The following is a 24,819-nucleotide window of genomic DNA, read 5'->3' on the forward strand; positions in this document are numbered from 1 at the left end:
ATTGGCCGATTCGCCGCTTCGCGCAAGAGTGTCGGTTTATCCTTACCTCGCGCGGCGCGATGCGCTAAACGCTCGTGGGACAGATCGACCGCCGGGATGACGGTCGCAACAAGCAGGAGCCGGCTCATGGCGGACAGCTACGATCTCATTCTGAAAGGCGGAATCGCGGCGACCCCGAACGGGATTGCCGAATCCGACATTGCCGTGAAGGACGGCAGGATCGCGGCGATCGGCGATCTCGGCCGGGCTTCGGCCGCGGAGGTTTTCGACGCCAAGGGGCTTCATATCCTGCCCGGCGTCATCGACTCGCAGGTGCATTTCCGCGAGCCGGGCCTGGAGCATAAGGAGGACCTCGCGACCGGCACGGCCGGGGCGGCGCTGGGCGGCGTCACCGCGATCTTCGAAATGCCGAACACCAATCCGAACACGCTGACCGCCGCCGATCTGGCCGACAAGGTCGCGCGAGCCCGCGGCCGGGCTTGGTGCGACTTCGCCTTCTTCATGGGCGCTGCAGAATCGAACGCGGCGGTGCTGGGGGAGCTCGAGCGGCTGCCCGGCTGCGCCGGCGTGAAGATCTTCATGGGCAGCTCTACCGGCAATCTGCTGGTCGCCGAGGACGACGCGATTCGCGCGGTGCTGCAGAGCGGCCGCCGTCGGGTCGCCGTCCATTCCGAGGACGAGAAGCGCCTGCGGGAACGCTTCGCACTGGTGCGCGACGGCGCTGATGTCGCTTTGCATCCGGAATGGCGCGACGTCGAGACGGCGGTGACCGCGACGCGGCGGCTGATGCGCCTTGTCCGGGAGACGGGGCGACGCGTGCATGTACTGCATGTGACGACCTCGGAAGAGACGGAGATCTTGGCGGAGCACAAGGACCTCGTCACCTTCGAGGTGACGCCGCAGCATCTGACCCTTGCCGCGCCCGAGTGCTATGCCGAGCTCGGCAGCTTCGCCCAGATGAACCCGCCGATCCGCGAAGCCCGCCATCGCGACGGGCTGTGGCGGGCCGTCGGGCAGGGGCTAGCCGATTGCGTCGGGTCGGACCATGCGCCGCATACGCGTGAGGAGAAGGCGCGGCCCTATCCGCAGAGCCCGTCGGGCATGCCCGGCGTCCAGACGCTGCTGCCGCTGCTACTCGATCACCTGAATGCGGGCCGCCTCACGCTGGAACGCCTCGTAGACCTGACCAGCACGGGGCCGGCGCGGATCTATAACATTGCCGGCAAGGGGAGGCTCGCCATCGGCTATGACGCCGACCTAACGGTCGTTGACCTGAAGGCGCAGCGGACGATCACGAAGAACTGGATCGCGGCGAAATGCGGCTGGACGCCGTTCGACGGCCGCCGCGTCACCGGATGGCCGAAGGCAACGATCCTGCGCGGGCAGATCGTGATGCGCGACGACGCGCTGATCGGCGCGCCGAGCGGCGAGGTGGTGCGCTTCGCGGAGTGCTTGGCACCCGGGGACAGTACTTCCTGAGCGGGTAGTGTCTCAGTCCGAATTTCAGCTATGTGTCGATCCAGTTGAAAAGCTCTTTGGGACCGCTTGAGCCAGCTACTCCTGGTACTCATAGGAAACGGAGGGCGGCGGACTTCGGCGTTTGTGCGTCGGTCATATCGGACTCCCTTGTCGAAATCGTGGGGAAGCTTGTCGGCCGGTCGCGGAGCGCGGTCACGCGGGGGGCGAGCCGAACGCCCAGGTGACGCCGTGGGGATCCTTCACCATACCGTAGCGATCGCCCCAGAACTGCAGCTCTATGGGCATCAGCACGTTGCAGCCCGCCGTGACGGCCCGGTCGAACCAGCGGTCGGCGTCGTCTACCTGGAGATGAAGGTTGAAGGCCTGAGGGGCGACGGCCGGGTAGCTGTGCTCGGGCATCGGGTCCATCAGCATGACCGAGCCGCCGTTGACGTCGATGCATGCGTTGAGAATTCGGCCGTCCTCCGTCCTGGTCCGCTCGCCGGCCTCCTCGGCGCCGAGCGCGCCCTTGTAAAAGTCGATGGCTGCGGCCGCGCCGTCGAGCATCAGGTAGGGAACCACGCCGCCGTTCAGGGGCGGCGCGGTATCGGGTCGATTGGTCGAGGCGGCGTCTGACACTTCAGGGTCTCCCAGGACTGAGTTGACGCACATCGTTGACATCAACATATATGGGGCATGTCAAAGATGCCGATGATCCCCTACGGGACCACCCTGTTCGTTCGCGACCACTGCCTGTGCCTTCATGCGCAGCGGGTGGCCCGGGCGCTGGCGCGGCGGTTCGACGAGGCGCTGCGCCCGCTCGGACTGACCAACGGACAATTCTCCCTGATGATGTCGCTCAACCGGCCGGAACCGCCCAGCATGGGATCGGTGGCATCTCTGCTCGCCATGGACCGAACCACGCTGACGGCGGCGCTCAAGCCGCTGGAGCGGCGCGGGCTGGTTACGGTGGTCGCGAACCCAGATGACAGACGCAGCCGACTTCTGGCGCTCACGAGCGAAGGGGAGTCGTTACTGGCGGATGCCCTCCCGCTCTGGGAGCGGACACACTCCGATGTTGATCGCCTGCTCGCCGAACATGATGCCGGTCAGATTCGCTCCGCCCTCCGCGCCTTGGCCTGAAGATGATCGTCGCTAATGAGACGCCACTTCGGAGCGAGTCTTGTTGCGCGGCGAAGCGTAAACCGCTTTGTTAGACTTCGGAAATCGATCAGCGATGGATAGAGCGGAGGCCGTTTCATGGTCGCTTGCATCGTCGGCTGGAGTCATACGCCCTTCGGGCGCCATCAAGGCGAGGATGTCGAAAGCCTGATCGTCCAGGTGGCCGGCGCCGCCTTGGCAGACGCGGGTATTCCGGCGGCGGATCTCGACGAGGTCTTCGTCGGCCATTTCAATGGCGGGTTCTCGCGCCAGGATTTTCCGGCCTCGCTGGCGCTGCAGGCCGACCCCGCCATGCGCTTCAAGCCGGCAACGCGGGTCGAGAATGCCTGCGCCACCGGAACCGCGGCGATCCATGCGGGCCTGCGCGGCATCGCCGCGGGGCAGGCGCGCCTATCGCTCGTCGTCGGCGTCGAGAAGATGACAGACGTGACGGCGCTGGAGATCGCCGGCAATCTGCTGAAGGCCAGTTACGTCAAGGAGGAGGCGGAGATCGCCGGCGGCTTCGCCGGGGTATTCGGCCGGATCGCCGACCTCTATTTCCAGAAGCACGGCGACCAGTCCGACGCGCTGGCGCGTATCGCGGCGAAGAACCACAGGAACGGTGCCGCCAACCCGCTGGCCCAGATGCGCAAGGATTTGGGCTATGAATTCTGCCGCACCGTTTCGGACAAGAACCCGCTGGTCGCGGGGCCGCTGAAGCGCACCGACTGCAGTCCCGTCTCGGACGGGGCGGCGGCGGTCGTGCTGGCCGATCTCGAAACCGCCCTGCGGCTGCGCAAGGCCATCGTCTTCCGGGCGGCGGAGCAGGTGAACGACTTCCTGCCGATGAGCCGGCGGGACGTCACGCTGTTCGAGGGTGCGGCGGTTGCTTGGCGGCGGGCCCTGGAGAAGGCGCGGCTGACGCTCGATGATCTGAGTCTGGTGGAGACGCATGATTGCTTCACCATCGCCGAACTGATCGAATATGAGGCAATGGGCCTGACGCCGCGCGGCGAGGGCGCGCGTGCCATCCTCGAAGGCTGGACGGAGAAGGACGGAAAGCTTCCCGTCAATCCGTCCGGGGGGCTGAAGGCGAAGGGGCATCCGATCGGGGCGACCGGCGTGTCGATGCATGTAATGGCGGCGATGCAGCTTTCCGGCCAAGCGGATGAGATGCAGGTGAAGGACGCCAAGCTGGCCGGTATATTCAACATGGGCGGGACGGCGGTCGCCAATTACGTCAGCATTCTGGAGCCGCTGCGCTAGCGTCCCGAAAAGCGAATCAAGAGAGGGAGTCGAAGGAAGCCATGTTCAAGGCGCTCGTCCTGCAAGAGAAAGACGGCAAGGTGTCGAGTTCGGTCCAGGAGTTGGAGGAGACGGCGCTGCCGGCCGGCGACGTCACCGTCGCCGTCGACTATTCGACGCTGAACTATAAGGACGGGCTGGTGCTCAACGGCCTCGGCCGGCTGGTGCGCAATTATCCGCATGTGCCGGGCATCGACTTCGTCGGTCGGGTGGAGCAGTCGGACGACCCGGCCTGGAAGCCGGGTGACGCGGTCATCCTCACCGGCTGGCGCGTCGGCGAGGCGCATTGGGGCGGCTATGCCCAGAAGGCGAGGGTCAAGGGGCAATGGCTGGTGCCGCTGCCCGACGGGCTGACGCCGCAGCGCGCGATGGCCATCGGCACGGCGGGGTTCACGGCCATGCTCGCGGTCATGGCGCTGGAGGAGCATGGCGTGACGCCCGAGAAGGGCGAGGTGCTGGTGACCGGCGCGGCCGGCGGCGTCGGCAGCGTGGCGACCGCGGTGCTGGCCAGGCTCGGCTATCAGGTGGTCGCATCGACCGGTCGGTCGGAAACGGAGGAGTATCTGAAGGAGCTTGGCGCCGCGACGATCATCGAACGATCGGCGGTCGAGACGCCGTCGGGCAAGCCGCTCGATACCGAACGGTGGGCCGGCTGTATCGACTCGGTCGGCGGCTCGACGCTCGCGACGGTGCTGCCCGGCGTCAAATATCATGGCTCCGTTGCCGCCGTGGGACTCGCCGGCGGAACGAAGCTCGAGACGACGGTGATCCCGTTCCTGCTCCGCGGCGTCAACCTGCTCGGCATCGATTCCGTGATGTGCCCGACGGAGCGGCGCAAGCAGGCCTGGGCGCGGCTGGTGCAGGACCTGCCGACGGCGAAGCTCGACGGGATGATGCAGCCGGCAAGCTTGGCGGACCTGCCGCGGCTCGGCAGCGAGATTCTGGCCGGCAAGGTGCGAGGGCGCGTGGTTGTCGACGTTAATCGATAGACCGGCACGGCAGACGAGGAGCGCCGTCGCCTGGGCAGTGCTCGCGCTGTCGCTTTCCGCCTGCAATCCGCTGGCGCCCTTCGCGCCGACGGAAACGGAGCTGCTGCAGGCCGGGTTCATCGAGCCTGACCGGTTTCCGCCGCCACGGCCGAGCTTCTGCTACCGTACCCTGGCGGAGGCGGACTGCTTCGTGATGCCGCAGCCCGGCGAGGCCCACCGGCTGGTGGGTGCCTATGCTCCCGCTTATATGCTGATCGACTGAAAGGTTAAGCCGCCACGGCTTCGTTCACCGGCGGTTCGACACAAGATTCGAGCGCCGCGACGCCGACCGATCCCGCCGGATCGACGACAGTCACGGCTAAACTCGCCATCGCGACTCGCCCACCGGCGATTAGGTTGACGATGATCTGGTCGCCGCTCCGGACCATTTCCCGCGCGGCGTCGAAATAGCCCTGCGTGGCACCGTTCGGCTGGCGCGTGAGCGTTTCGAGGCTGTCCTCGGTGCGGTAGTGCCAGAGCGTGAAGCCGTTGGCATAGGCAAGGACGCTGAGTTCGCGCGATTCGAAAGCCATTCCATTCCCCCGCTGGAACTGTTTGATCAGCGCGGAGTATTATAACGCATATTACGTAATACGAAAAGCAGAAATCGAGCTGCGCGGTGGCGGGTGGGGCCTAGCCCGGCTCTCCGGACCCCGTAATCCGGTAGATGCGCCTCACCTCGCGCGCGGGTAGCCGGATGTCCTTCCGCGGATTGAACTGGCGCAGAAGGACGTAGTCGTCGCTGCGGCTGACGAACTGCTTGATCATGCCCTGGCCGTCGCTCAGCTCGACGGCGACGAAGCAGTTTCGGGTGAGCGGCCGGTTCGGATTCACATAGAGGATCTCGCCGGCGAAATAGCGGGGTTCCATGCTGTCGCCATAGACATAGAGCGCGAACGCGTCGGTCGCGCCGGCCAGGTTCGCCGGGCGCAGGAGGAACTCCTTCGGCTCGCCCTCATTGAAATAAAACCCTTCAGATCCGCCCTTTACGGCGCCGAGGACCGGCAGGTCGCGCGCCGGGCCGGGCGATGGCGCGACGGAGGCAAGCCGGAGCGGGGACGTTCCGCCGGCTGACGCGGCGGGTGCCGTTCCGATACCGGCCAGCTCCAGGACGGACGCGGGGTCGATGCCCTCGGCCTTGAAGATTTCCGCGAGCGCATAAGCGAGGTCCGCCGGCAGGAAGGGCCGTTTGTAGCGGTCCTCGTAATGCTGGTACCGCGTGAGCGCCCAGCCGAGCGCCTCGGCGACCGACCGCATGGAAAGCCCGGACTGCTCCCGCAGCGCCTTCAGGCGCCGGGCGGCCTCGGAGACCTCGATCGTCGGGTTATCCGTCATCTCACATCATCATACGTAAAAAGCGGTTGACGCTGTTTCCGTGTTATGCGTAATATTTGCGTATGAAACTGCATCAGTCAAGCTCCAATCAAGAATGGGCCGGGGCGCCGGCGGCGGGATCCGCGCCGGTCGACTCCGGTTCCGACCACAGGCCCGGCGTCGGACGGCGCCGGGCGCGCAACTGCCTGTGCTGCCGGCGCCCGTTCCCGAGCGGCGGCAGTCATGAACGAATCTGCGGCCCCTGTAAGGAGCGGGAGGACTGGAGCTGCGGGCCGGCCGTCACGAAAGGACATATCGCATGGTGAAAGTATGACGCGGGTGATCGCATTTCCAACGTCGGAGACGCTGCGGCCGCAGCAGGCCGTTGCCGAGATCGGCAAGGTCGCCTGGGAGCAGGTGATCGGCCTCGGCGTGACGGCGGACGGGGACTTCGAGGTCATCAACAGCGAAATGACGGCGGAACGCGCGCTGTGGCTGATCGAATGGGCCAAGCGCTGGGCGATGGGCCTGGAGGAAGAGGAGTCGTGACGGTGAATGAACAGCCCGAGGAGGAGATGCGATGAAGGCGTGGCGGAGCGGCCGGCGCGGCCGGCCGAGAAGCGAACAGCCGAAGATCGACCAGGGAACGCCGGAGCTGCGGGCGCGTCGTGCGGCACTCGCCGGGGGAGGTGATCCGGCGCTGACGGAATCGCCGCTCGGCCTGATGCTGGCGCGCGGCCTGGTCACGCCGCAGCAGCATGAGGCGGGCTGCTATTACGCCTTCCTCTATCGCCGGACCATCGGCCGGACGCAGATCGCCAGCGACCGTGTATATGCCCGGATAGCGGCCGGCGCCGGTGGAGATTCCGGTGGCGGCGGCCCACTCAGCGAGGGTGCGCAAGCCCGGATCGAGGGGCTGTTCCGTCTCGGCAAGAACCGGCTTCTCGCGGCGAGCCGCCGGATCTGCGACGCGACGGAGAATCTCGCGGTGTTCGCACGGCCGCCGCGCTTCCTGGATACCGGCGGCCAGCGGCCGGCCTCTGCCCGCCGCGCCGACGCGACCGAACTGGAAGCGGTTCTCGAGGGCCTCGATATTCTCGCAGCCTGCTATGGCCGCTCGGCCTGCCGGATCGGCCGCATGGAGACGCACAAGGCGCCGAGCCTGGCGCAACGCCGGGACGATTTTTCTGTTGACAGAGATAGGAATAAAAGCATATAGTGAGGTTATTCTTTGATGGGGTCGTGCGCCGAGGCGCCGGCCCCATTTTCTTTGAGGCCCTCCCCATCCGGGGATTCGTGCCGAGGGGGCAGCATGACGAAACAACCTCGGCGGGCAGGCCGCAAGCGGGCGAGTGAAGGCAGCGGGACCGCTGTCGCCTCGGACAAACCACCTACCAACACAACAGCGCCGCCGAAGGCGGCGAAGCGGCGCCAGGCCACCGATCCGGCGGTTCGGGTGCTGGCGCGCGCGCATGCGGATGCGGCGGTGGCGGCGCTGGCGGCGGTGATGACGGATGCGGACGCGACGCCGGCGGCGCGGGTCTCGGCGGCGAGCGCGCTCTTGAGCTGGGGCTATGGCAAAAGCGGGCCCGGGGCGGCCGGCGACAAGCCGGATCAAAGGAAACTGGAGCAGGTGGTCCGACTGATATGGGGCGGCGAACCGAAATCGTGATCGCGCTGCCCTATAGGCCGCGACCGCTCCAGGCAGAGCTTCATCGGACTCTCGGACGCTTCAACGTGCTGGTCGCGCATCGGCGGTTCGGCAAGACGGTGTTCTGCATCAACGAGCTGATCGCGAAGGCGGTGGCGAATGCCCTTGTCGAGCCGCGCTACGCCTATGTCGCGCCGTTCTACCGGCAGGCGAAGAGCGTCGCCTGGGATTATCTCAAGCACTACACGGCGCCGATCCCGGGCGTCCGCCACAACGAGAGCGAACTGCGCTGCGACCTGCCGGGCGGGGCGCGGATCCGGCTGTTCGGGGCCGACGATCCGGACCGGCTGCGCGGACTCTATTTCGACGGCGTGGTGCTCGACGAATATGCGCAGATGAACCCGCGGGTCTGGTCAGAGGTGCTGCGGCCGGCGCTCACCGACCGCAAGGGCTGGGCGATCTTCATCGGCACGCCGATGGGGCGCAACGGGTTCTGGGAGATCTACGACCGGGCGACCCGGGAGCCGGACTGGTTCGCCGCGCGGTTCCGCGCCTCCGAGACGGGGGTGATCGATGCGGGCGAGTTGGCGGCGGCACGGGCGGTGATGTCGGAGGATGAATATGCCCAGGAGTTCGAATGCTCCTTCGACGTCGCGGTGACCGGTTCCTATTACGGCAAGCTGATCGCCGCGGCGGAGGGGGAGGGACGAATCGGCAAGGTGCCGTGGGAGCCGGCGCTGCCGGTCCATACCGCCTGGGATCTCGGCGTCGGCGACTCGACGGCGATCTGGTTCTGCCAACAGGCGGGCCGCGAGGTCAGGCTGATCGACTATTACGAAGCGTCGGGCGTGGGGCTCGATCACTACGCCAAGGTCCTGAGCGCGAAGCCCTATGCCTATGGCGAGCATCTGCTGCCGCACGACGTTCGAGTAACGGAACTCGGGACCGGCAAGAGCCGGCTCGAGACGCTGGCCGGGCTCGGCCTCCGGGCGCGGGTGGTGGCGAACCTGCCGGTCGACGACGGCATCCAGGCGGTGCGCAACCTGCTGCCCCGCTGCTGGGTCGACGCGGAGCGGTGCGCGCGGGGGCTGGAGGCGCTGCGGCAGTACCGTCGTGAATATGACGACAAGCTGAAGGCCTTCAAGGCGCGGCCGCTGCATGACTGGACGAGCCATGCGGCCGATGCGCTGCGCTATCTCGCGGTGGGGCTGCGGCCGGCCGAGGGCGCGGCGGCACCGATCAAGTACGACAACCGATGGATCGTGTGAGAGGGGCCGAAATGATGAACTCTTCGCAACCGTATCAGCTGATGCCCGCGCGCATACCGTCCTTCGATTTGGGAGATTTGGCGCAATGGTTACAGCCGATGCCTTTCAAGCCGCGAGCTGTACCGCAACGGTACCAGCCGTTGCCCTGGCGCACGCCGCCCTTCAATCCGGACGCGGCGCCGCAAGGGTCTACATATCCCGGCGGGGGATTGCTCGACCCGATCGTGCAGTTCGAGACGCCGGTGATCGGCGGTCTCCTCGATCCGGCCGGGTGGCAGGGAATCCGCGGAGAGGAAGGGCAGCTAGCAGGGCGACGGGTAAAGCGGAAGGATCTGCCTGAAATCCTGCGCGACCTGCCACTCGGACTGGAGGGCGGTCTGATCGGCGCCATGCTTGCCGAGTATGTCGAACCCGATGCCGAACCGCAGATGACCCGGAAGCTACGCTCGAGAATGGCCAACGGCGGTCAAGCGGACATTCCGGCTGTGACCAATGCCGATCTGCCGATTCCGCCGACAAAGCCCAGTCCGCCACTGCCTTATCCGCAGCTTCCGCTACCGCCATCGGCGGAGTGGGCGGACAAGGGCTTCGGCGGTCCACGCGGCGACGTCAGCACTCCGACGATTAACCTGGAACCGAGGCGGCGGGCGAACATCCTAGACGACCGGCCGGCGCGATTCGATATTGCCAACAGCCGCGAGGCGGACGGAGAGGAGCCGTTCCACGCGGACCACGACATCGGACGCGACGCGGTGGCAAAGCACACGACATTGATAGAAGAAGAGGCACGACGGCAGGGCGTTGATCCCGACCTGGTGAAGGCCGTCATGTATGTCGAGAACGCTCAAGGACACTACTTCGGCTTGGCTCGACTTGCCGAACAGTTTGGGTTGGCTGACAGCCTTTTCCCCATGAATATCAATCCCAAGCTCTGGTCCGATTTGGCAGGGCCCAAGGCGGATCTAAGCGACCCAGATTCGAATATCCGAGCCGGTGTCACATTGATTCGACGAATACAGGATCGGTTAAATCAACCAGAGGTTGCAAAAATCGCTACAATCTATAATGCTGGTGCTGCCGAGCATGTGAACGACTATGGCGCACGGGTTGCCGACGTCTATCAGTCCAGGCTCTGGGAGCAATAACAGAGAAGGCCCGTATATGCGCCGCTCGCGAATCTTCCTTAAGGTTTATGTGGCATTTTCGCTCCTATCAGGAATGCTTGGCGGAGCGGCGACGGTTTACATGGCTTTGGACCACAATCCTCAGGGAGCCTACTGCGAGTATGTTCCAAAAGGGGAGCGCGGCGATATCATCTTGCAGCATGGCTATTGCAATATCGTCTTCGGTAACCTCGCCCCTCTCGTTGCCATCAATGCAGCGTTCGTCTCTGGCATTTTCCTCCTGCCTGTCGCGCTATACCTGAGTGTCGCTGCCTTACTGAGGTGGCTCAGACGCAGCCCTCAGGCGTAAGGACAGGGCGCGGTAGCTGCACGAGACGAGCGAAGATGAGCGGCTCTCGAATCTTCCTAAAATCCTACGTCGGCTCGTCTCTTTTCCTTGGCGTATTGGTCAGCTTGACGGTTTGCTATCTCACGTTCGAACGTTCGCCTCGGGAACTCTGCGAATTTGTGTCGGGGCTGGAGCCGGCGAACTTCACGCACATTATCCGAATCTGCGACGTACGTCTCGGGGCGCTGGCAGGCCTGTTTTTTACATCGTTTGCTGTTATATCCGGCCCGCTGCTTGGACCGCTCGCACTCGCCTTAGGCGGTATCGCACTTCTGCGTTACCTGCTGCGTAGACGCGGCGGCATGACACAGACGATGCCGCAGGATCGGGAGACGGCGCCGAGATTCCGAACGCCTCCGAAGCAGGCGCCGGAGAGCCGTTCCGAGAGGGGGTGGCGGATGGCGAAACGGTGCTACTTCATCGTCTGCGGTTTTGTTTTTGCCATGGGTTTGACATGGTCCGTTGCGGCAACTTACGCCGCCTTGCAGCATAATCCGCAAGGCGAGTTCTGCGACTACAGCAGCTTTGATGGGGACGGCCTTTCGGCTTGGCTAGGCGTTGACTGCAACCTGCAATGGCACAACTTGGTGCTGTTCCCGCTGTTCGGCGGCGTCATCGGTGCTATTCCGCTGATCCTTTACTTCTGCGTTCTCGCCGCTACCAGATCATGGCAGTGGCTCGTTCGAATGGTCCGCGCCTGATCGATTCTGAAAGCGTCGCACGCTCAAGACCATTCATCTGAGCGGTCGAGCGGACCCGGTCTATCGACATCATTGCAAGAGGACGACGTCATGAGCATCGCCTTGGAGAGGCGGCTGCGGCTGCTCGAGTCGCGTGTGGCCGAGCTGGAGCGGCAGATGGTGCCGCGTCCGGTCGCCTGCGCGGCCGATGAGTCCGGACCGCCACCCATACCGTCTCCGCCGCCAATCCCACCGATGCTGCGTTCCAAGCCACGGAAGGACAGGACAACGCGATGACGACCATGACCGACAGCGAATTGAAGGCCGTCCTCTCCGCGGAGATCGACGGGGCGGTGGCGCATCTCGGCGGCGAGCTCGCCGAGCAGCGGCGCAAGGCGCTCGACTACTATCTCGGCGAGCCGTTCGGCAACGAGATCGAAGGCCGCAGCCGCGTGGTCTCGACCGACGTGGCCGATACGATCGAGTGGATCTTGCCGTCGCTGCTGAAGGTCTTTACCGCCGGCGATGACGTGGTCCGCTTCGAGCCGACCGGGCCGGAGGACGAGGAGGCTGCCCGCCAGGCGACCGAGTACGCCAACTGGATCTTCACGCGGGATAATCCGGGATTCCTGATCCTCTATACGCTGTTCAAGGATGCGCTGCTGCAGAAGAACGGCATTGCCAAAGTCTGGTGGGACTCGGGCGAGGAGGCGGTGCGCGAGAGCTATGCGGGCAAGAGCTTCGAGGAGATGCAGCTCGTCCTTGCCGATCCCGAGGTCGAGGTCATCGAGCACAGTGCCTATGAGGCGCTCGGTGTCGTCGCCGGGCCGCAAGGGCAGGCCGTGGAGGCGCCGGTCACGCTTCATGACTTCGTCGTCAAGCGGCGGACGGGCTATGGCTGCGTCCGGATTCTGCCGGTGCCGCCGGAGGAGTTCCTGATCTCGCCGCGGGCGCGGTCGATCGACGAGGCGGCCTTCGTCGGCCACCGCATCCGGAAGACCGTCTCCGAGCTGATCGAGGCGGGCTATGACCCGGATATGGTGGATCGGCTGGCGAGTGCGGACGAAGATGACGATCCGACAGGCGAGCGGCGGGCGCGGTTCGGCCCGGAGGGGCTGTCGGATTTCGGTGACGCCGGCGGGGTCAACCGCGCGATGCGCGAGGTCTGGATCACCGAATGCTATGTCAAAGTCGACTGGGACGGCGACGGCATCGCCGAACGGCGCAAGGTGACGGTCGGCGGCGGGGCGCATGAGATCCTCGACAACGAGCCGTTCGAGGGCGTGCCGTTCGTGTCCGTCACGCCGATCATCATGCCGCATCGGTTCTTCGGCCTGTCGGTCGCCGATCTGGTGATGGATCTGCAGCTCATCAAATCGACCGTGCTGCGGCAGATCCTCGACAATCTCTATCTCAGCAACAACGGGCGGCACGTCATCAGCGAGCAGGTCAATCTCGACGATATGCTGACGAGCCGGCCGGGCGGCATCGTGCGCCTCAAGAGCGGCGCCATGCCGGGGCAGGGGCATGTGATGCCGCTCGACACACCGCTCGTTGCGGCGCAGGCCTTTCCGATGCTGGACTATATCGACGGCATCCGCGAGAGCCGGACGGGAGTCACGAAGTACAACCAGGGCCTCGACGCCAACAGCCTGAACAAGACGGCGACCGGCATCGCGCAGATCATGACTGCGGCGCAGCAGCGCATCGAGCTGATCGCGCGCGTCTTCGCCGAAACCGGCGTGAAGGACCTGTTCCGCAAGATCCTCGCGTTGATCGGCAGGTATCAGCACGCGCCGCGCATCATCCGGCTGCGCAACCGCTGGGTGCCAATGGACCCGCGCCAGTGGAACACGGGCATGGACCTGACGATCAATGTGGGGCTCGGCACCGGCAACAAGGACCAGATGCTGATGCATCTGCAGACCCTGCTCGGTATCCAGGTGCAGGCGATCCAGTTCCAGGGCGGCGCCGACGGGCCGCTGGTAACGCTCGAGAACATCTACAACACGCTTTCGAAGCTGGTGGAGAACGCCGGGCTGAAGTCGGCCGACCCCTACTTCGCGGATCCGGCGCAGCGGCCGGCTGCGCCGCCGGCACCACCGCCGGTTGCTCCGCCCCAGGCGCCGCCACCCGATCCACGGCTGATGGCGCTGCAGCAGCAGATGAAGCTGGACGAGGCAAAGCTGCAACTCGACCGGGAACGGCTGCAGGCGGAGCTTGCCCTCGATCGGGCGAAGCTGGAGGCCGAGCTGGCGCTCAAGCGCGAGGAGCTGACGGCGGAGATCGCGCTGAAGCGCGAAGCGCAGGCGATGCGCGCAGCCAATGGAACGGGAGCAGCGCGATGAGACTGGAACAGGAATCGACGCGCGGTGAGCAGGCGCGGCGGCTGCTTGCGGACCCGCTGCTGGTCGAGGCGTTCGAGACCGTGGAGGCCGACCTGCGCGCGGCCTGGGCCGCAACGGCCGAGCCGCAGGAACGCGAGCGTGAGCGGCTCTGGCTGATGGTCAAGCTGCTCGGCCGCCTGAAGGGGCATCTGACCAGCGCGCTGGACACGGGCAAGCTGGCCGATCGGCAACTCGCGGCATTGGAGGAGTCGACGGCGCGAGTGGACTGATCTCAATCTTCCGGTTGGCCGCCTCGGCATTTCAAATGACGGCCGGCTTGCGGCCGGGTCATGCCGCCACTCTTTGAAGAGGATATGCATCAATGTTGCCTCCCACGAAGTATCGGCCGCAGTTCGGATCGATGTCAGCGTTCGTCCGGCCAGCGATGACGGGTGGACTCCTCGAAGTCTGGGACGAGCGGCTTCGAGTGCCACCGTTGGCACCGAAGGTCGATCTGTTCCAGATCAGCGAGGATGACCTGCTGCCGCAGAGCGTCATCAATCTGTACCGTGAGCAACTGGATGAGGACGAGTTGGATTTCCTGAAGCGGGGGCCGCGCTCGCCAGCCGAACATCTGGCTTTCGTGCAACGTGTTCATCCGGCAGCGCACCAGACGGCCGAACCGGCCTCAGAACCCGAACAGCGGCTCTTCCGCGAACGCAGAATGCTCGACGAGCATTCCACCTTGGTTGGTCCGGATGGGATCGTTTATCGGCGCGGTGAGGACAGCGGGGAAGGATTGGCGGCGCGGATCCGGCGCGGGCTTGAGAATGCCGTAGGCAGTTACAAGCGGCTAGAACTCACGTCTGTTCTCCGTCAAGGAGCGCCCTCCATCGCTGATAGTACATCTATGAACACGGCAGAAGTTGAAGATCTTCATAAATCCGAGAATGGTCAAACACACCCGATACGGGGGGTGACTCAAAACGAAGCCGGACCACCATCTCTGATCAGCCCCGTACCAGATGGTCGAGTTCGCGGGAATGATACCTTTGGTGAAGGCCGCTTCGGTGCGCGGCGGGATGGTGGCAAGCGGCAGCACCAGGGTGTCGATATCATCGCCGAGCCGGCCGCAACCGTCGTCAGCGCAGTGAGCGGAACTGTGACGAAGATCGGTTATCCGTATGGTGACGATCTCAGCTACCGTTATGTCGAAGTGACGACAGAAGACGGATATGTCGTTCGACACTTTTATGTCAGTCCCGCCGACGGCTTGAAGGTTGGCGATCGCGTTGAGGCCGGCCGTACGCAGATCGGTGTTTCACAGGATCTCGGCACGCGGTACGAAGGCATCACAAACCACATACATATCGAGGTGCGTGATCCGAGTGGACGCGTTATCGATCCGACACCATGGTTAGAAGGGATGCAAGCGCCCGAACTCGTTGACAGCGAGATAATTCTACCATAAGTTGCAGAAATGAAAATTCGCGCTCGTCTTCTTGTTGTGGCGACTGCCGTGGCTGTCTTTGCAGTCTTGCGACCCAGCCACGGCGAAGTCCGGACCGTAACGGAGACGGATGCGACAAGCCGTTGCATCGGGGATCCGATCACCGCCACTTGCGCGGTCGAGACGCTGATCGCCTGCTTTGCGCGTGGCCAGAGGGATCTCTGCAAGAGCGTCGGTGTCGGTGCTTTCGAACCGTCTGCCATGCAATCGGTCCGAACAGCGCATTATGTAATCATAGATGTCCTCGCCCTGCGATCTGGCGATCGATTGTGCTGGTCCGGAAATCCGGGCGGAAAATGCATCATCCGCGAAGCGGGTCTGGTCCAGGTGGATACGCTTCAGGAATTTGGTGGCGGAAGTGAGAACGGCGAAGTAAAGCCGTGGCGTCCCGTTGGTTACCTCCTCCGCAAAGTTGGTGGACGCTGGCAGGTGCTCGAGTGGGCCGCTGGCGAACCTGGTAGAGGTGCCTATCGCCATAGCCGAGGGTACAGGGGCGACTTCGACGTGATCTCCGTAGCCGATGCGACTAGCGATTGCATCGGCGATCCGGTGACGCCGGTTTGCGCGGTCGAGACGTTTGCCGCTTGCGGCGTCCGGGCTGAGCTGCGGCTGTGTCAACGCGCCGGCATTCAGGACGTGCGCCGTTGGCGAGGAAAGCGCGGAGTGCTGGTGACCTATTTTGTTGACCATGTCCAGGAGTTCGCTCCGGGTGACATCTATTGCTCGGATCTGATCGCATCCGACGATTGCCGCATTTCGAAACCAGGCTTCGCGGCGGTTTATATCTCTTTCCAGCAATGCCGCGCTGGGGACGTTAGCTGCGCGGAAGGTCCATTCGCAGACGAACGATGCTTGGTAAAGGAAGTAAAGGGGCGATGGCACGTGATCGGATGCGAAGAGGATTATTCGACAACACTCCCGTAATGCTCCAGCGAGTTGGCACCGCTTGCCCGAATAGCCGTTCAAGCTCCACTCCGAGTGGAGGGAGAGGGCTGAGGGCGCAGTCGCCGTGAGTTTTGGCAGGTCCAGCGAAGACTTTGGCGCTATACGTGCCGAGTGGTCCGACCAGATTTGAATCGTCGACAGTCGCAGGGTGGGGTTTAAGAGCCGGGTTGGTGAGGTGATGGAAGATGTCTGGGCGCGCTTGCTGCCATCCTATCGGCTCTACTTGGCAATGTGCGCCGTGACGGCATTACTGCTGCCGGCGGTCTTCGCCGTGACGCAGGGATATATCGCCTCCGCCGCTTTCCATTATTCGACGTGGGTGCGATTGACTTTCTCGGCTCCGGCCCCGACCGACTATCCGATCGACGTGATCGCCGCGTTCCTCGCTTCCGCCTTCCCGGGGACGATGATCGCCCTATGGCGGGTAGCAACGAGACCGCGCCTCGCGCAGAGGATCGCCTACACTCGCTGTCCTTAAGTACAGCGCCGATCTCGGCCTGATCTGGGTGTCCGGTTCGACCAAGAGGGCATCGGCGACCTGGTGATACCGGTTCGTACGGTCGAGGTGTTCGCTCGTCGAACGGTTGCAGTATTTCGCTCTTTACAGACGGTGGTGGCTGGCCTGGTGCCAGATCGCACCGTCATTCCCAGAAAGGATTTGCAGCGATGTCGCTTTCCACGAAATACCGGCCGCAATCCGGATCGATGACGCGCGTACGGCAGCCGGCGATGACGAGCGGGCTTCTCGATGTATGGGAGGAGAGAATGCCCGAGGCTGCCGGCAGAGCGGTTGAGCGAGTTCTGCCAGTGCTACCCCTGCCGACAAGCATCGATCCGTTTCGGACCGACGAAGACGATCTGCTGCCGCAGAGCGTCGTTAAACTATACCGTGAGCAACTGGACGATGACGGGTTGGACTTCCTGAAGCGGGGACCGCGTTCAACGGCCGAGCGGCTGGCGTTCGCGCAGCGCGTTCATCCAGCCGCCTATCGGACGGCCGAACGGCTATCCGAGGACGACCAGCGGCGTTTCGAGGCACATGGCGAGATCGACTCGTATGCCGCCTTTGTGGGTCCGGACGGTGTTGTCTATCGGCGCAATGGGGACAGCGACGAGAGCTTGGCGGCGCGGATCCGGCGCGGTTTCGAAACCGCGGTCGGCGGGTATGATCGCAGCGATCCGGTGCGGCTTCTTGCGGCGGGTCGACCAGTCACGAGCGTATCGGAAGATAGGAGCGTCGCCCAAGGCGCGGATGACGGCCAGCCCGTCAGGTCCGATCGCGAGAGTACTGCCGATAGAAGGGAATGGCGGGAGCGCCCTATCTCTGACAATCCCGCCGAGACGGCGCCTAGCTCTTCGCCGCAAAGGACGAAGTGGCTTCCTAAGGGGGTTTTTCGGTCAAGCCCGGGGGGCGAGGGGCATCCCGTGATCTTCGAATATCTGAACGGCGATCAGTATGTCGCGCGAAATTCGGAGAATGACGAACGCCTCCTCGTCAGAGGAGACAAACCTCTGGTGATCCAGGCCGATGAGGCGGAGCAACTCGGCCTCGCGGAATGGATGCCCTATACCAGACCGGAGCCCGAAGCGCAGGTGTATGTTCCCAGCAGCCCACCTCCCATACGGGGGCGGAGGCAAATCCTCCCTGGTTACCTCGGCGCAGTAGCCAAATATTTCGCAACTGAAATCCCGGACATTGTGCGGGTCTTGGACGATGTGGAAGGAAAGATCCGCGCCCAGGAACTCTATACGCCGCGCGAGTAGATAACCTCGTTCCGCATCAACGCGGCAATGGTTGTGGCGACCAGGCTTCGACGCGGCGCTTGGCTTCGATGAGATCCTCGGTGACCATTCTCTCGGCAATCCAATCGCGCATCTTCTCGGCATCAGGGTGCGGACGTCGATGGCGGGCAGCAAGCGCGTACCATTTGTAAGCCTCAATGATATCCGGCGTGAGAATATCGCGATCGGGAAGTGGCAACTCACGGTCTGCGGATTTTTCGGTCGGCCGCAAGTACCAGTAGCCGAGCATCATCTGAGCGGCCGCGACGTTGATCTCCGCAGCCGCGTGATAGAGGCGCGCAGCCTCGCGCATGTCGCGCGCGACCCCCTGTCCCGCATGGTATAGCCGCGCAAGAAAGTACTGACCATAAACCTCGCCGTTCGCGATATCCGCCTGAAGGGTGGCAGCGGCTCGTTTATACCAATGCTGCGCCTCTGTGATGCTGATCGATACACCGTTCCAGCCGTAATGGTAAATGTCACCGAGCAGAAACTGAGCTTCGGCCTTTCCGCGCTCCGCGGCAAAGCGGTACCAGCGAACTGCCTCAACCGGGTCCTGCTCGCTCGGATCTCCCATATGGTATATCATCCCGAGATGATAGGCCGCATCGGGATGGCCTTGTGCGATGGCGCGGTGATACCACTGCGCCGCTTCGCCAGAGTCTGTTGGCATGCCCTGGCCGAAATGCAGCATCATGCCGATACGCCACTGCGCTTCAGCGTTGCCGCCCTCCGCCAGCGGCAGCAACTCACGGTAAGCGGTTTCGTAGTCCCAGCTTTCCTGAGCGGCGATGCCTGCCGCAAGATCGGCCCGGGCCGCCGGCGCAATACCTACGAGCAGGCCGATGAGTGCGAGGACAAGAACGCAAGACTTCATGACGATAGGCTCCCCACCCGCTAACAAACCCGGAGCCAAATTAGCATAACGACGCATCGAGGACAACCTGGGGTTGTCTGTCGACCGCGCGCAAGTCGTGGTCGTGGAGACGATGCCAGCCCCCATCGGGCGGGTTATGACCGACGCTGAGCGGCTGTCTACTGCCTGTCATCACATCTTCAATCACAACCAAGGAACACCACCATGACCGACGCAGCGACGCTGGAACCGGCAACTGCATCCGAACACACCCAGGCGTTGGATCTTCCCACTGCCGCCCGCAAGATCGAGCGCCTGATCGAGGCCGAAGAGGCCTCCGGGCGGGCCGATCAGGGGCGACGCAAGCCCACGGCCCCTGAAACGGATCGGCCGACCGGACGTGACGACGGGACGGACGATGCCGATCCTGTCACTGACGCGGATTTGTCCGCCGCACCGGAGTCCGAGGAGGATGAGGGCGAGCAGCCCCGCTATACCGTCAAGATCGATGGGCAGGAGCAGGAGGTCACGCTCGCCGAGCTTCTCAAGGGCTACCAGCGCGGCGCCGACTACACGCGCAAGACCATGCGTCTCGGCGACGAGCGGCGGGAACTCCGGCAGGCACGCGAACGCGTCGAGCAGGAGGCCGCGGCAACCCAGGCGGAGCGGCAGCGCTATGTGCAAGAGCTCGACGTTTTCATCCCCTATCTGCGGCAGCAGATGCAGGCGCAGTTCGCCGGCATCGACTGGGCGCGGCTGGCGGCCGAGGACCCGGTCCGGTTCAATCAGCTTCAGCCCATCCACGAAACCATGTCGGCACAGCTCGGCCAAGCCGAGGCGACGCAAGTCGCGCTTCGGCAGCAGGAGCAGCAGCGTGCCTTCGAACTGCAGCAGGCCGATCTGCGCTATATAGCCGAGCAGCGGCGGGCGCTTGCCGAAAAGCTCCCCGACTTCGCCGATCCGGTGAAGGGACCGCGGGAGAAGGCGGCGCTCTCGGCCTATCTGATCGACGCCGGCTATCAGCCGGAGGACCTTGCCCGGCTGACCGACCACCGCGATGTCATCCTCGCCCGCAAGGCGATGCTCCATGACCGGATGATGGCATCGAAGGACAAGGTCTCCCAGCGGCTGGCGTCGCTCCCGAAAGTGCAGAAGCCGGGAACCGCGCCGGGGCGGGGCGAGCGGGCGAAAGAGCGGCGCGCTGCCATGTTGAAACGCCTCAAGAGCACCGGCCGGACGGAGGATGCCGCCCGGCTTATCGAAGACATGCTTTAGCGGTTCGATGCCAACGAATGATTCACATTCGTTGGCTGAATCGAACCGCCAATTTCCGATTTAGCGGGCTGATTCACGCACCGCTTGATCCTCAAGCGCTGCGATCAGACCGCGAGGAGAGAGTTATGGGACAACCGACGCACACGTTCGACAGCTACGATTCGATCGGCGATCGCGAGGACCTGAGCGAGGTGATCTACAACCTCAGCCCGACGCAGACGCCGTTCCTTGCCATGGCGCAGAAGCTGAAGGCAAAGAACACGCTGCATGAATGGCAGACCGACAGCCTCGCCAGCCCCGACGAGAGCAACGCGGTGATCGAGGGCGACGATGCGAGCCTCGACGACGTGATGCCGACGGCGCGGGTCGGCAACTACACGCAGATCTCCGACAAGACCGTGGTGGTCAGCGGCACGCAGGAGGCGACCGACAAGGCCGGCCGCAAGTCAGAGCTGAGCTACCAAATCGCCAAGAAGGGGAAGGAGCTGAAGCGGGACATGGAGGCCATTCTGACCCGCAACCAGGCGTCCGTCGGAGGCTCTTCCTCGGTGGCCCGTACCACGGGGTCGGTCGAGGCGTGGCTGACCTCGAACGTCAGCCGCGGAACCGGCGGGCTGTCCGGCGGTTTTTCCGCCGGCACGGTGTCCGTTGCGACCGACGGTACCGAGCGACCCTACACGGAAGACCTGCTGAAGGAGGTCATCCAGTCCTGCTGGAGCAATGGCGGCGATCCGTCGACTATTCTCGTCGGGCCGAAGAACAAGGCCGTCGGCTCCAGCTTCGCCGGCATCGCGACGCAGTACCGCGAGAACAGCGGCATGAAGCAGGCGACGATCATCGCCGGGGCGGACGTCTATGTCTCCGATTTCGGCGAGCACAAGATCGTGGCTAGCCGCTTCAGCCGCGACCGCTCGGCGCTCGTGCTCGACATGGAGTATTGGGGCGTCGCCTATTTGCGGCCGTTCCAGCAGCACACTCTTTCGAAGACCGGCGACAGCGAGAAGCGGCAGCTCCTCGCCGAATACGCGCTGGTCGCCAAGCAGGAAGCGGCCTCGGGCGTGGTCGCCGATTTGACGACGCCGTAGGCGGCAAGGAAGACGGGCACTTGGGGCGGCTCGGACGGGCCGCCCCTGATTTTGTTGACGAGCTGGCTGTGCCGCGCGGTCCTGGCCAAGGCTCTGGCGCACCCGGTGAGCGGCAATTTGAAGGGCTACTGGCAGGGCAACAAGCCGCCGGAGACGCTGGGCTGAAAGCCGATGGCGACGTAGGCGTCTATCATGCGATCTCCCAGTGGACGGTGTGTCCGTCGCCGTTGTGCAACCGACGCACTCGATCCCGCTTCACGAGGGTCGTCAACGTGGCCGCGACGTTCGCCTTGACGCGGCCGAGCGTGTCGTCGGGCAGCGCCTTCGCCCTGACGATCGCCGCGGCGCAGTCGGCCACCGTCAGAGGTTCCTTGGCATCGCGCGGGATGGCCAGCGTGGCGTCCGACAGCTCGCCGCGGCCGAAGTACCGCTCGATCGTCTTCGTCCGCCGCTTCGCTGGCGCGCTGGGCCGATAGCTCGGGTCCAGCAGGACCAGAACACGGTCGAGCGCGATGAGGTTCTCGTCGATCTCGACGATCTCGAGCTTGATTTCCTCCTGGCGCGCGGCCAGGGCGGCGCGCCTTTCCAGCAACTCGGCAATGGCTTTCAACATTGATGACACCCCAGATCGGTTGTCGATCCAGGATGCCTTAGTCACGCCCTAAGCGCTGGTCGCCTTTGCGCCATAATGGCGCGTCTATCTCAAGCCCAGCTTGCCCCATCGCCGCCTTGGTTGGGTTCGCCTCAGGCTTGATCGGGACTGCAATGCTTGAGAACGCCCGCACTGATGGTGTGTTCCTCGCGTCCTGACAGACGACGCAAGGCGAGGAAGGAGCCAATTCCCAGAAGGCCGAAAGCGAGGAGAGAAGCGGCGGATGGCTCTGGAACTGCCGTCGCCTCTCCCAACTCGATGTTCATCGCCTCAAACACGATCTGGGTCGCTAAAGTTGTGTAACGGAACGTAGAAGGACGGATTGTACCATCGGTATTGATGATTATACGCAGCAGAAAGTCATCACTTCCCCGGCCTATGCCGTTTGCATCTAGGTCTAGTCCTCCAAGAACAATGTTATAATAAGGAAGATTGCCGACATAGGTGTAGTTTACGGAGACCTGAGACGACACGTCGTCTAGGCCGTAAGAAACGCCAGCAATTTCCACGTTCACGAAGTTTGGCGTGATGTTCCTTTGGTAGAGTGGCCAAGTGTCATCATAGGTAATCCCGAAGCTCCCACGGACGATTGGGTCCGGGGCCGTGACAGGCTCGCGAGTGTGGTAGTTTCGAAAGTCCGTTGCCGAAAACGAGAACGATTGCGTGATGGGAGCGGCACTGGCCGTCGAAACAGCCATTGCCGCAAGAACACCTGCCATCAAAACCAAACGCCACTTCATGCTCCAGCCTCCCCTGGGTAGTGCGAAAAAACAAGTACGGCCATCGAACGCAAGACCTATGCCAATCTCGCTTTCTGTATCGGTTCAGCGCACTAGGGATGCGCAGGAAACGCCTGTGTAAATTTTCCCGACAGGCCTAGCGAGGCGCTTCAATGGGTTTCCTCGATGCACCGCCTGCTAAGTATATGACGTGCAACACAACGTCGCCGAGATGTTCATCATGTGGGGCTCCGTCATCCTCACCGACCTGGTGACGCCCTTGGCGATCATGGGCCTAATGCGGCTCGCACGATAATGGGTTGGACTGGCGAGGCGGTTGGGGCGGTCTGATCGAGTTGCCCGATCCATCTCTTCGGAAGCATCAAGGCGAGTTGGCAACAGGTCGCCAGCCCAACTCTTTGCCGCATTCCTGGTTGCGGTGGTTCTCACCGGGCCCCTGATTGTCGTGCTGCTTTCCTTCCTTTTTAATTTTCCGTTCTTTTGGCCTTATGGCACAGGGTGGCCCTATATTGCTTCTACGCTAATATCGTTCATCGCCCTTCTTTTTGGCGTCTGCGTCGCTGGCAGATATCTTCTGACATGGCTGTTTCGACGATATGTCCTGAGGCGACAGGCATTGCAGCACTGAATCGATCGCTGCGTCCTTTCCGCTTGACAGGATCAGGAATATAAACCTATAATCTAGATATTCTTGGATGGGGTCGTGCGCCGATGGGCCGCGGTCCCTTTTTCTTTGCCGGCCTTCGCTGCGCCGCCCGGCCGATCCGCCATTTCGGAGACAGTCTCGATGCGCAAACGGGTTCTGGGCTTCGACCCTCTGACAGGTCTGCTCGAGTATCACAGCTACGATCCCCTTACCGGCCGGACGACCATCGAGAGCGTGCAGGACGTGGCGCCGGTTCTGGAGCGTAACAAGGCGCTGCAGACTGCTGACGACCAGGGCTGGTCCCGCACGCGGGAGGTGCGTCGCGCCGCGGCCATTCCGGACATCATCATTCTGAAATGGCGCAGCGAGGACGGCATCGACCTGTTCGATCGCAATCACTGGCCGGCGGTGAGGCGGAAGCTGAACAGCAGCGAATATCGCTATCTGCGCACCGCGCCCGGCCGACTCTAGGAGAAATCGATCATGGCGCTTGCCACCTATGCGGACCTGAAGAGTGCGATCGCGAACTGGCTCGCGCGGCCGGACGACCCGACCCTGACGCCGTTCATTCCCGACTTCATCGCGCTGGCCGAGACGCGGATAAACCGCGACCTGCGGCTGCGCGCGATGGAGACGCGGGCGACCGCGAGCCTGACGGGCGGCTATGTCGCGCTGCCGCCGGGCTTTCTGGAGATGCGGAACTTTCAGCTGAACACGAATCCGGTGACGGCGCTGTCCTATGTGACGCCGCAGCAGCTCGACGCGAGCTGGGCCGGATCGAGCGCCGGCCGCCCGGTCGTCTACACCATCATCGGCGACGCGATCCAGGTCGGGCCGGCGCCGGATGCCGCCTATGACGCCGAGATGGCCTATTACAAGAAGATCGACGCCCTCTCGCCCAGCCGGCCGGCGAACCGGCTGCTGACCGGCGCACCGGACATCTATCTCTATGCCAGTCTCCTCGAGGCGACGCCGTTTCTGATGAACGACGAGCGGCTGCCGGTCTGGAGCGCAGCCTATGAGAATGCCGTGCGCGCCGCAATGACGGCGGAGGATCGGGCCCGCTGGGGCGGCTCCGTGCTCCAGGTCCGCGGGGATCGGCCGGCGCTCTAGAAGCGCGCGATCGCTCGTTCCCGATTGCAAGGAGACAAGACGATGGCCATCACCCAGGCGATGTGTGACAGCTTCAAGCGCGAACTGCTTCAGGGCATCCACCGTTTCAACGCGGCGGACGGGCACGATTTCAAGGTTGCCCTCTATAGCAGCGCGGCAAACCTTGGCGCCGCGACGACCGTCTATACGACCAGCGGCGAGATCTCCGGGGCGGGATATGCGGCCGGCGGCAAGTCGCTGAGTCGCGTCGATCCGACAGCCGCCGGCGGTACCGCCTATACCGACTTCGCGGATATCTCGTGGGACGGCGCCAGCTTCACCGCGCGCGCTGCCCTGATCTACAACGCCAGCGACGGCAACCGGGCCGTGGCGGTGCTGGATTTCGGTGCGGACAAGACCGTCTCGTCGGGCACTTTCACGATCCAGTTCCCGGCGGCGGATCCGGCCAGCGCGATTATCCGGATCGGCTGATATGGATGTCCATATGGCCGCAATCATCTTCATCGGCGGA

Annotated in this window: 28 protein-coding genes; 21 read left to right on the top strand and 7 right to left on the bottom strand. The window is 63.8% G+C overall.

Annotation, left to right across the window (positions count from 1 at the left end):
- Positions 1–126 precede the first annotated feature (126 nt).
- Positions 127–1,479 (top strand): dihydroorotase, encoded by a 1,353-nt coding sequence (locus DT069_RS18530; RefSeq protein ID WP_119461821.1) that lies wholly within the window; start codon positions 127–129, stop codon positions 1,477–1,479.
- Positions 1,480–1,671: 192 nt separating this feature from the next.
- On the opposite strand, the gene DT069_RS18535 is transcribed toward DT069_RS18530, so the two are convergent.
- A complete protein-coding gene (locus tag DT069_RS18535) occupies positions 1,672–2,097 on the bottom strand; it encodes a VOC family protein (protein WP_425450365.1) in 426 nt (141 codons plus the stop codon).
- A gap of 66 nt (positions 2,098–2,163) precedes the next feature.
- Between DT069_RS18535 and DT069_RS18540 the strand changes: the two genes are divergently transcribed.
- The 4 genes from DT069_RS18540 (at position 2,164) to DT069_RS18555 (ending at position 5,175) form a co-directional block, all read left to right on the top strand.
- Positions 2,164–2,601, top strand: coding sequence for a MarR family winged helix-turn-helix transcriptional regulator (locus tag DT069_RS18540; protein WP_425450366.1), 438 nt, complete (start codon positions 2,164–2,166; stop codon positions 2,599–2,601).
- Positions 2,602–2,718: 117 nt separating this feature from the next.
- Positions 2,719–3,885, top strand: a complete 1,167-nt coding sequence (locus DT069_RS18545; protein ID WP_119461823.1) for an acetyl-CoA acetyltransferase — start codon at positions 2,719–2,721, stop codon at positions 3,883–3,885.
- Between the two features lie 41 nt (positions 3,886–3,926).
- A complete protein-coding gene (gene acuI, locus DT069_RS18550) occupies positions 3,927–4,913 on the top strand; it encodes an acrylyl-CoA reductase (NADPH) (protein ID WP_119461824.1) in 987 nt (328 codons plus the stop codon).
- Positions 4,894–5,175: a hypothetical protein gene (locus DT069_RS18555; protein WP_162913283.1), complete on the top strand. Its 282-nt coding sequence runs from the start codon at positions 4,894–4,896 to the stop codon at positions 5,173–5,175. The genes acuI and DT069_RS18555 overlap by 20 nt, the downstream gene beginning before the upstream one ends.
- Before the next feature lie 4 nt (positions 5,176–5,179).
- On the opposite strand, the gene DT069_RS18560 is transcribed toward DT069_RS18555, so the two are convergent.
- A complete protein-coding gene (locus tag DT069_RS18560; RefSeq protein WP_119461826.1) occupies positions 5,180–5,485 on the bottom strand; it encodes a hypothetical protein in 306 nt (101 codons plus the stop codon).
- 100 nt (positions 5,486–5,585) lie between these two features.
- Positions 5,586–6,287 (bottom strand): LexA family transcriptional regulator, encoded by a 702-nt coding sequence (locus DT069_RS18565; RefSeq protein ID WP_119461827.1) that lies wholly within the window; start codon positions 6,285–6,287, stop codon positions 5,586–5,588.
- A 309-nt stretch (positions 6,288–6,596) separates the two neighbouring features.
- Between DT069_RS18565 and DT069_RS18570 the strand changes: the two genes are divergently transcribed.
- The 9 genes from DT069_RS18570 to DT069_RS18615 all read left to right on the top strand — a co-directional run bounded on the left by DT069_RS18570 (position 6,597) and on the right by DT069_RS18615 (position 15,175).
- Entirely contained in the window at positions 6,597–6,815 is a 219-nt protein-coding gene (locus tag DT069_RS18570; RefSeq protein WP_119461828.1) for a hypothetical protein, read from the top strand.
- A 31-nt stretch (positions 6,816–6,846) separates the two neighbouring features.
- Positions 6,847–7,485, top strand: a complete 639-nt coding sequence (locus tag DT069_RS18575) for a hypothetical protein (RefSeq protein WP_119461829.1) — start codon at positions 6,847–6,849, stop codon at positions 7,483–7,485.
- Positions 7,486–7,578: 93 nt separating this feature from the next.
- Positions 7,579–7,938 carry a hypothetical protein gene (locus DT069_RS18580; RefSeq protein WP_119461830.1) on the top strand — a complete coding sequence of 120 codons (360 nt, stop codon included), beginning with the start codon at positions 7,579–7,581 and terminating at the stop codon, positions 7,936–7,938.
- Positions 7,914–9,185 (top strand): terminase large subunit domain-containing protein, encoded by a 1,272-nt coding sequence (locus DT069_RS18585; RefSeq protein ID WP_119461831.1) that lies wholly within the window; start codon positions 7,914–7,916, stop codon positions 9,183–9,185. The genes DT069_RS18580 and DT069_RS18585 overlap by 25 nt, the downstream gene beginning before the upstream one ends.
- An 11-nt stretch (positions 9,186–9,196) precedes the next feature.
- Entirely contained in the window at positions 9,197–10,330 is a 1,134-nt protein-coding gene (locus DT069_RS18590; protein WP_162913284.1) for a transglycosylase SLT domain-containing protein, read from the top strand.
- A gap of 363 nt (positions 10,331–10,693) precedes the next feature.
- A complete protein-coding gene (locus DT069_RS18600) occupies positions 10,694–11,398 on the top strand; it encodes a hypothetical protein (RefSeq protein WP_119461834.1) in 705 nt (234 codons plus the stop codon).
- Positions 11,399–11,670: 272 nt separating this feature from the next.
- Positions 11,671–13,725, top strand: a complete 2,055-nt coding sequence (locus tag DT069_RS18605) for a portal protein (protein ID WP_119461835.1) — start codon at positions 11,671–11,673, stop codon at positions 13,723–13,725.
- A complete protein-coding gene (locus DT069_RS18610) occupies positions 13,722–13,994 on the top strand; it encodes a hypothetical protein (RefSeq protein WP_119461836.1) in 273 nt (90 codons plus the stop codon). Before DT069_RS18605 ends, DT069_RS18610 begins: the two co-directional genes overlap by 4 nt.
- Before the next feature lie 131 nt (positions 13,995–14,125).
- On the top strand, positions 14,126–15,175 hold the full coding sequence (locus DT069_RS18615) for a M23 family metallopeptidase (RefSeq protein WP_162913285.1): 1,050 nt from the start codon (positions 14,126–14,128) through the stop codon (positions 15,173–15,175).
- Here DT069_RS18615 and DT069_RS24720 read toward each other — a convergent pair.
- Entirely contained in the window at positions 15,167–16,180 is a 1,014-nt protein-coding gene (locus DT069_RS24720) for a hypothetical protein (protein ID WP_162913286.1), read from the bottom strand. The two genes, DT069_RS18615 and DT069_RS24720, sit on opposite strands and share 9 nt — an antisense overlap.
- A gap of 157 nt (positions 16,181–16,337) precedes the next feature.
- On the opposite strand from DT069_RS24720, the gene DT069_RS18630 reads away from it, so the two are divergent.
- Both DT069_RS18630 and DT069_RS18635 read left to right on the top strand, forming a co-directional pair.
- A complete protein-coding gene (locus DT069_RS18630; RefSeq protein WP_119461840.1) occupies positions 16,338–16,637 on the top strand; it encodes a hypothetical protein in 300 nt (99 codons plus the stop codon).
- A gap of 287 nt (positions 16,638–16,924) precedes the next feature.
- Complete coding sequence (locus tag DT069_RS18635) at positions 16,925–17,923, top strand: hypothetical protein (protein WP_162913287.1); 999 nt, start codon at positions 16,925–16,927, stop codon at positions 17,921–17,923.
- Between the two features lie 16 nt (positions 17,924–17,939).
- On the opposite strand, the gene DT069_RS18640 is transcribed toward DT069_RS18635, so the two are convergent.
- Entirely contained in the window at positions 17,940–18,875 is a 936-nt protein-coding gene (locus tag DT069_RS18640; RefSeq protein WP_162913288.1) for a tetratricopeptide repeat protein, read from the bottom strand.
- A gap of 147 nt (positions 18,876–19,022) precedes the next feature.
- On the opposite strand from DT069_RS18640, the gene DT069_RS18645 reads away from it, so the two are divergent.
- Together DT069_RS18645 and DT069_RS18650 are read left to right on the top strand one after the other, a co-directional pair.
- Complete coding sequence (locus DT069_RS18645) at positions 19,023–20,072, top strand: hypothetical protein (protein ID WP_119461843.1); 1,050 nt, start codon at positions 19,023–19,025, stop codon at positions 20,070–20,072.
- Between the two features lie 125 nt (positions 20,073–20,197).
- Positions 20,198–21,157 (top strand): DUF5309 domain-containing protein, encoded by a 960-nt coding sequence (locus tag DT069_RS18650; RefSeq protein WP_119461844.1) that lies wholly within the window; start codon positions 20,198–20,200, stop codon positions 21,155–21,157.
- A 190-nt stretch (positions 21,158–21,347) separates the two neighbouring features.
- On the opposite strand, the gene DT069_RS18655 is transcribed toward DT069_RS18650, so the two are convergent.
- Complete coding sequence (locus tag DT069_RS18655) at positions 21,348–21,770, bottom strand: hypothetical protein (protein WP_119461845.1); 423 nt, start codon at positions 21,768–21,770, stop codon at positions 21,348–21,350.
- 131 nt (positions 21,771–21,901) lie between these two features.
- Positions 21,902–22,549, bottom strand: a complete 648-nt coding sequence (locus tag DT069_RS18660) for a hypothetical protein (protein ID WP_119461846.1) — start codon at positions 22,547–22,549, stop codon at positions 21,902–21,904.
- Positions 22,550–23,336: 787 nt separating this feature from the next.
- Between DT069_RS18660 and DT069_RS18665 the strand changes: the two genes are divergently transcribed.
- The 3 genes from DT069_RS18665 to DT069_RS18675 are packed head-to-tail and all read left to right on the top strand — an operon-like array spanning position 23,337 to position 24,779.
- A complete protein-coding gene (locus tag DT069_RS18665) occupies positions 23,337–23,666 on the top strand; it encodes a hypothetical protein (RefSeq protein WP_119461847.1) in 330 nt (109 codons plus the stop codon).
- Between the two features lie 12 nt (positions 23,667–23,678).
- Entirely contained in the window at positions 23,679–24,308 is a 630-nt protein-coding gene (locus tag DT069_RS18670) for a phage adaptor protein (protein ID WP_119461848.1), read from the top strand.
- A 42-nt stretch (positions 24,309–24,350) separates the two neighbouring features.
- Positions 24,351–24,779, top strand: coding sequence for a hypothetical protein (locus tag DT069_RS18675; RefSeq protein ID WP_119461849.1), 429 nt, complete (start codon positions 24,351–24,353; stop codon positions 24,777–24,779).
- Positions 24,780–24,819 lie beyond the last annotated feature (40 nt).

Source organism: Virgifigura deserti (assembly GCA_003576685.1).
Taxonomy (GTDB): Bacteria; Pseudomonadota; Alphaproteobacteria; order Dongiales; family Dongiaceae; genus Virgifigura; species Virgifigura deserti.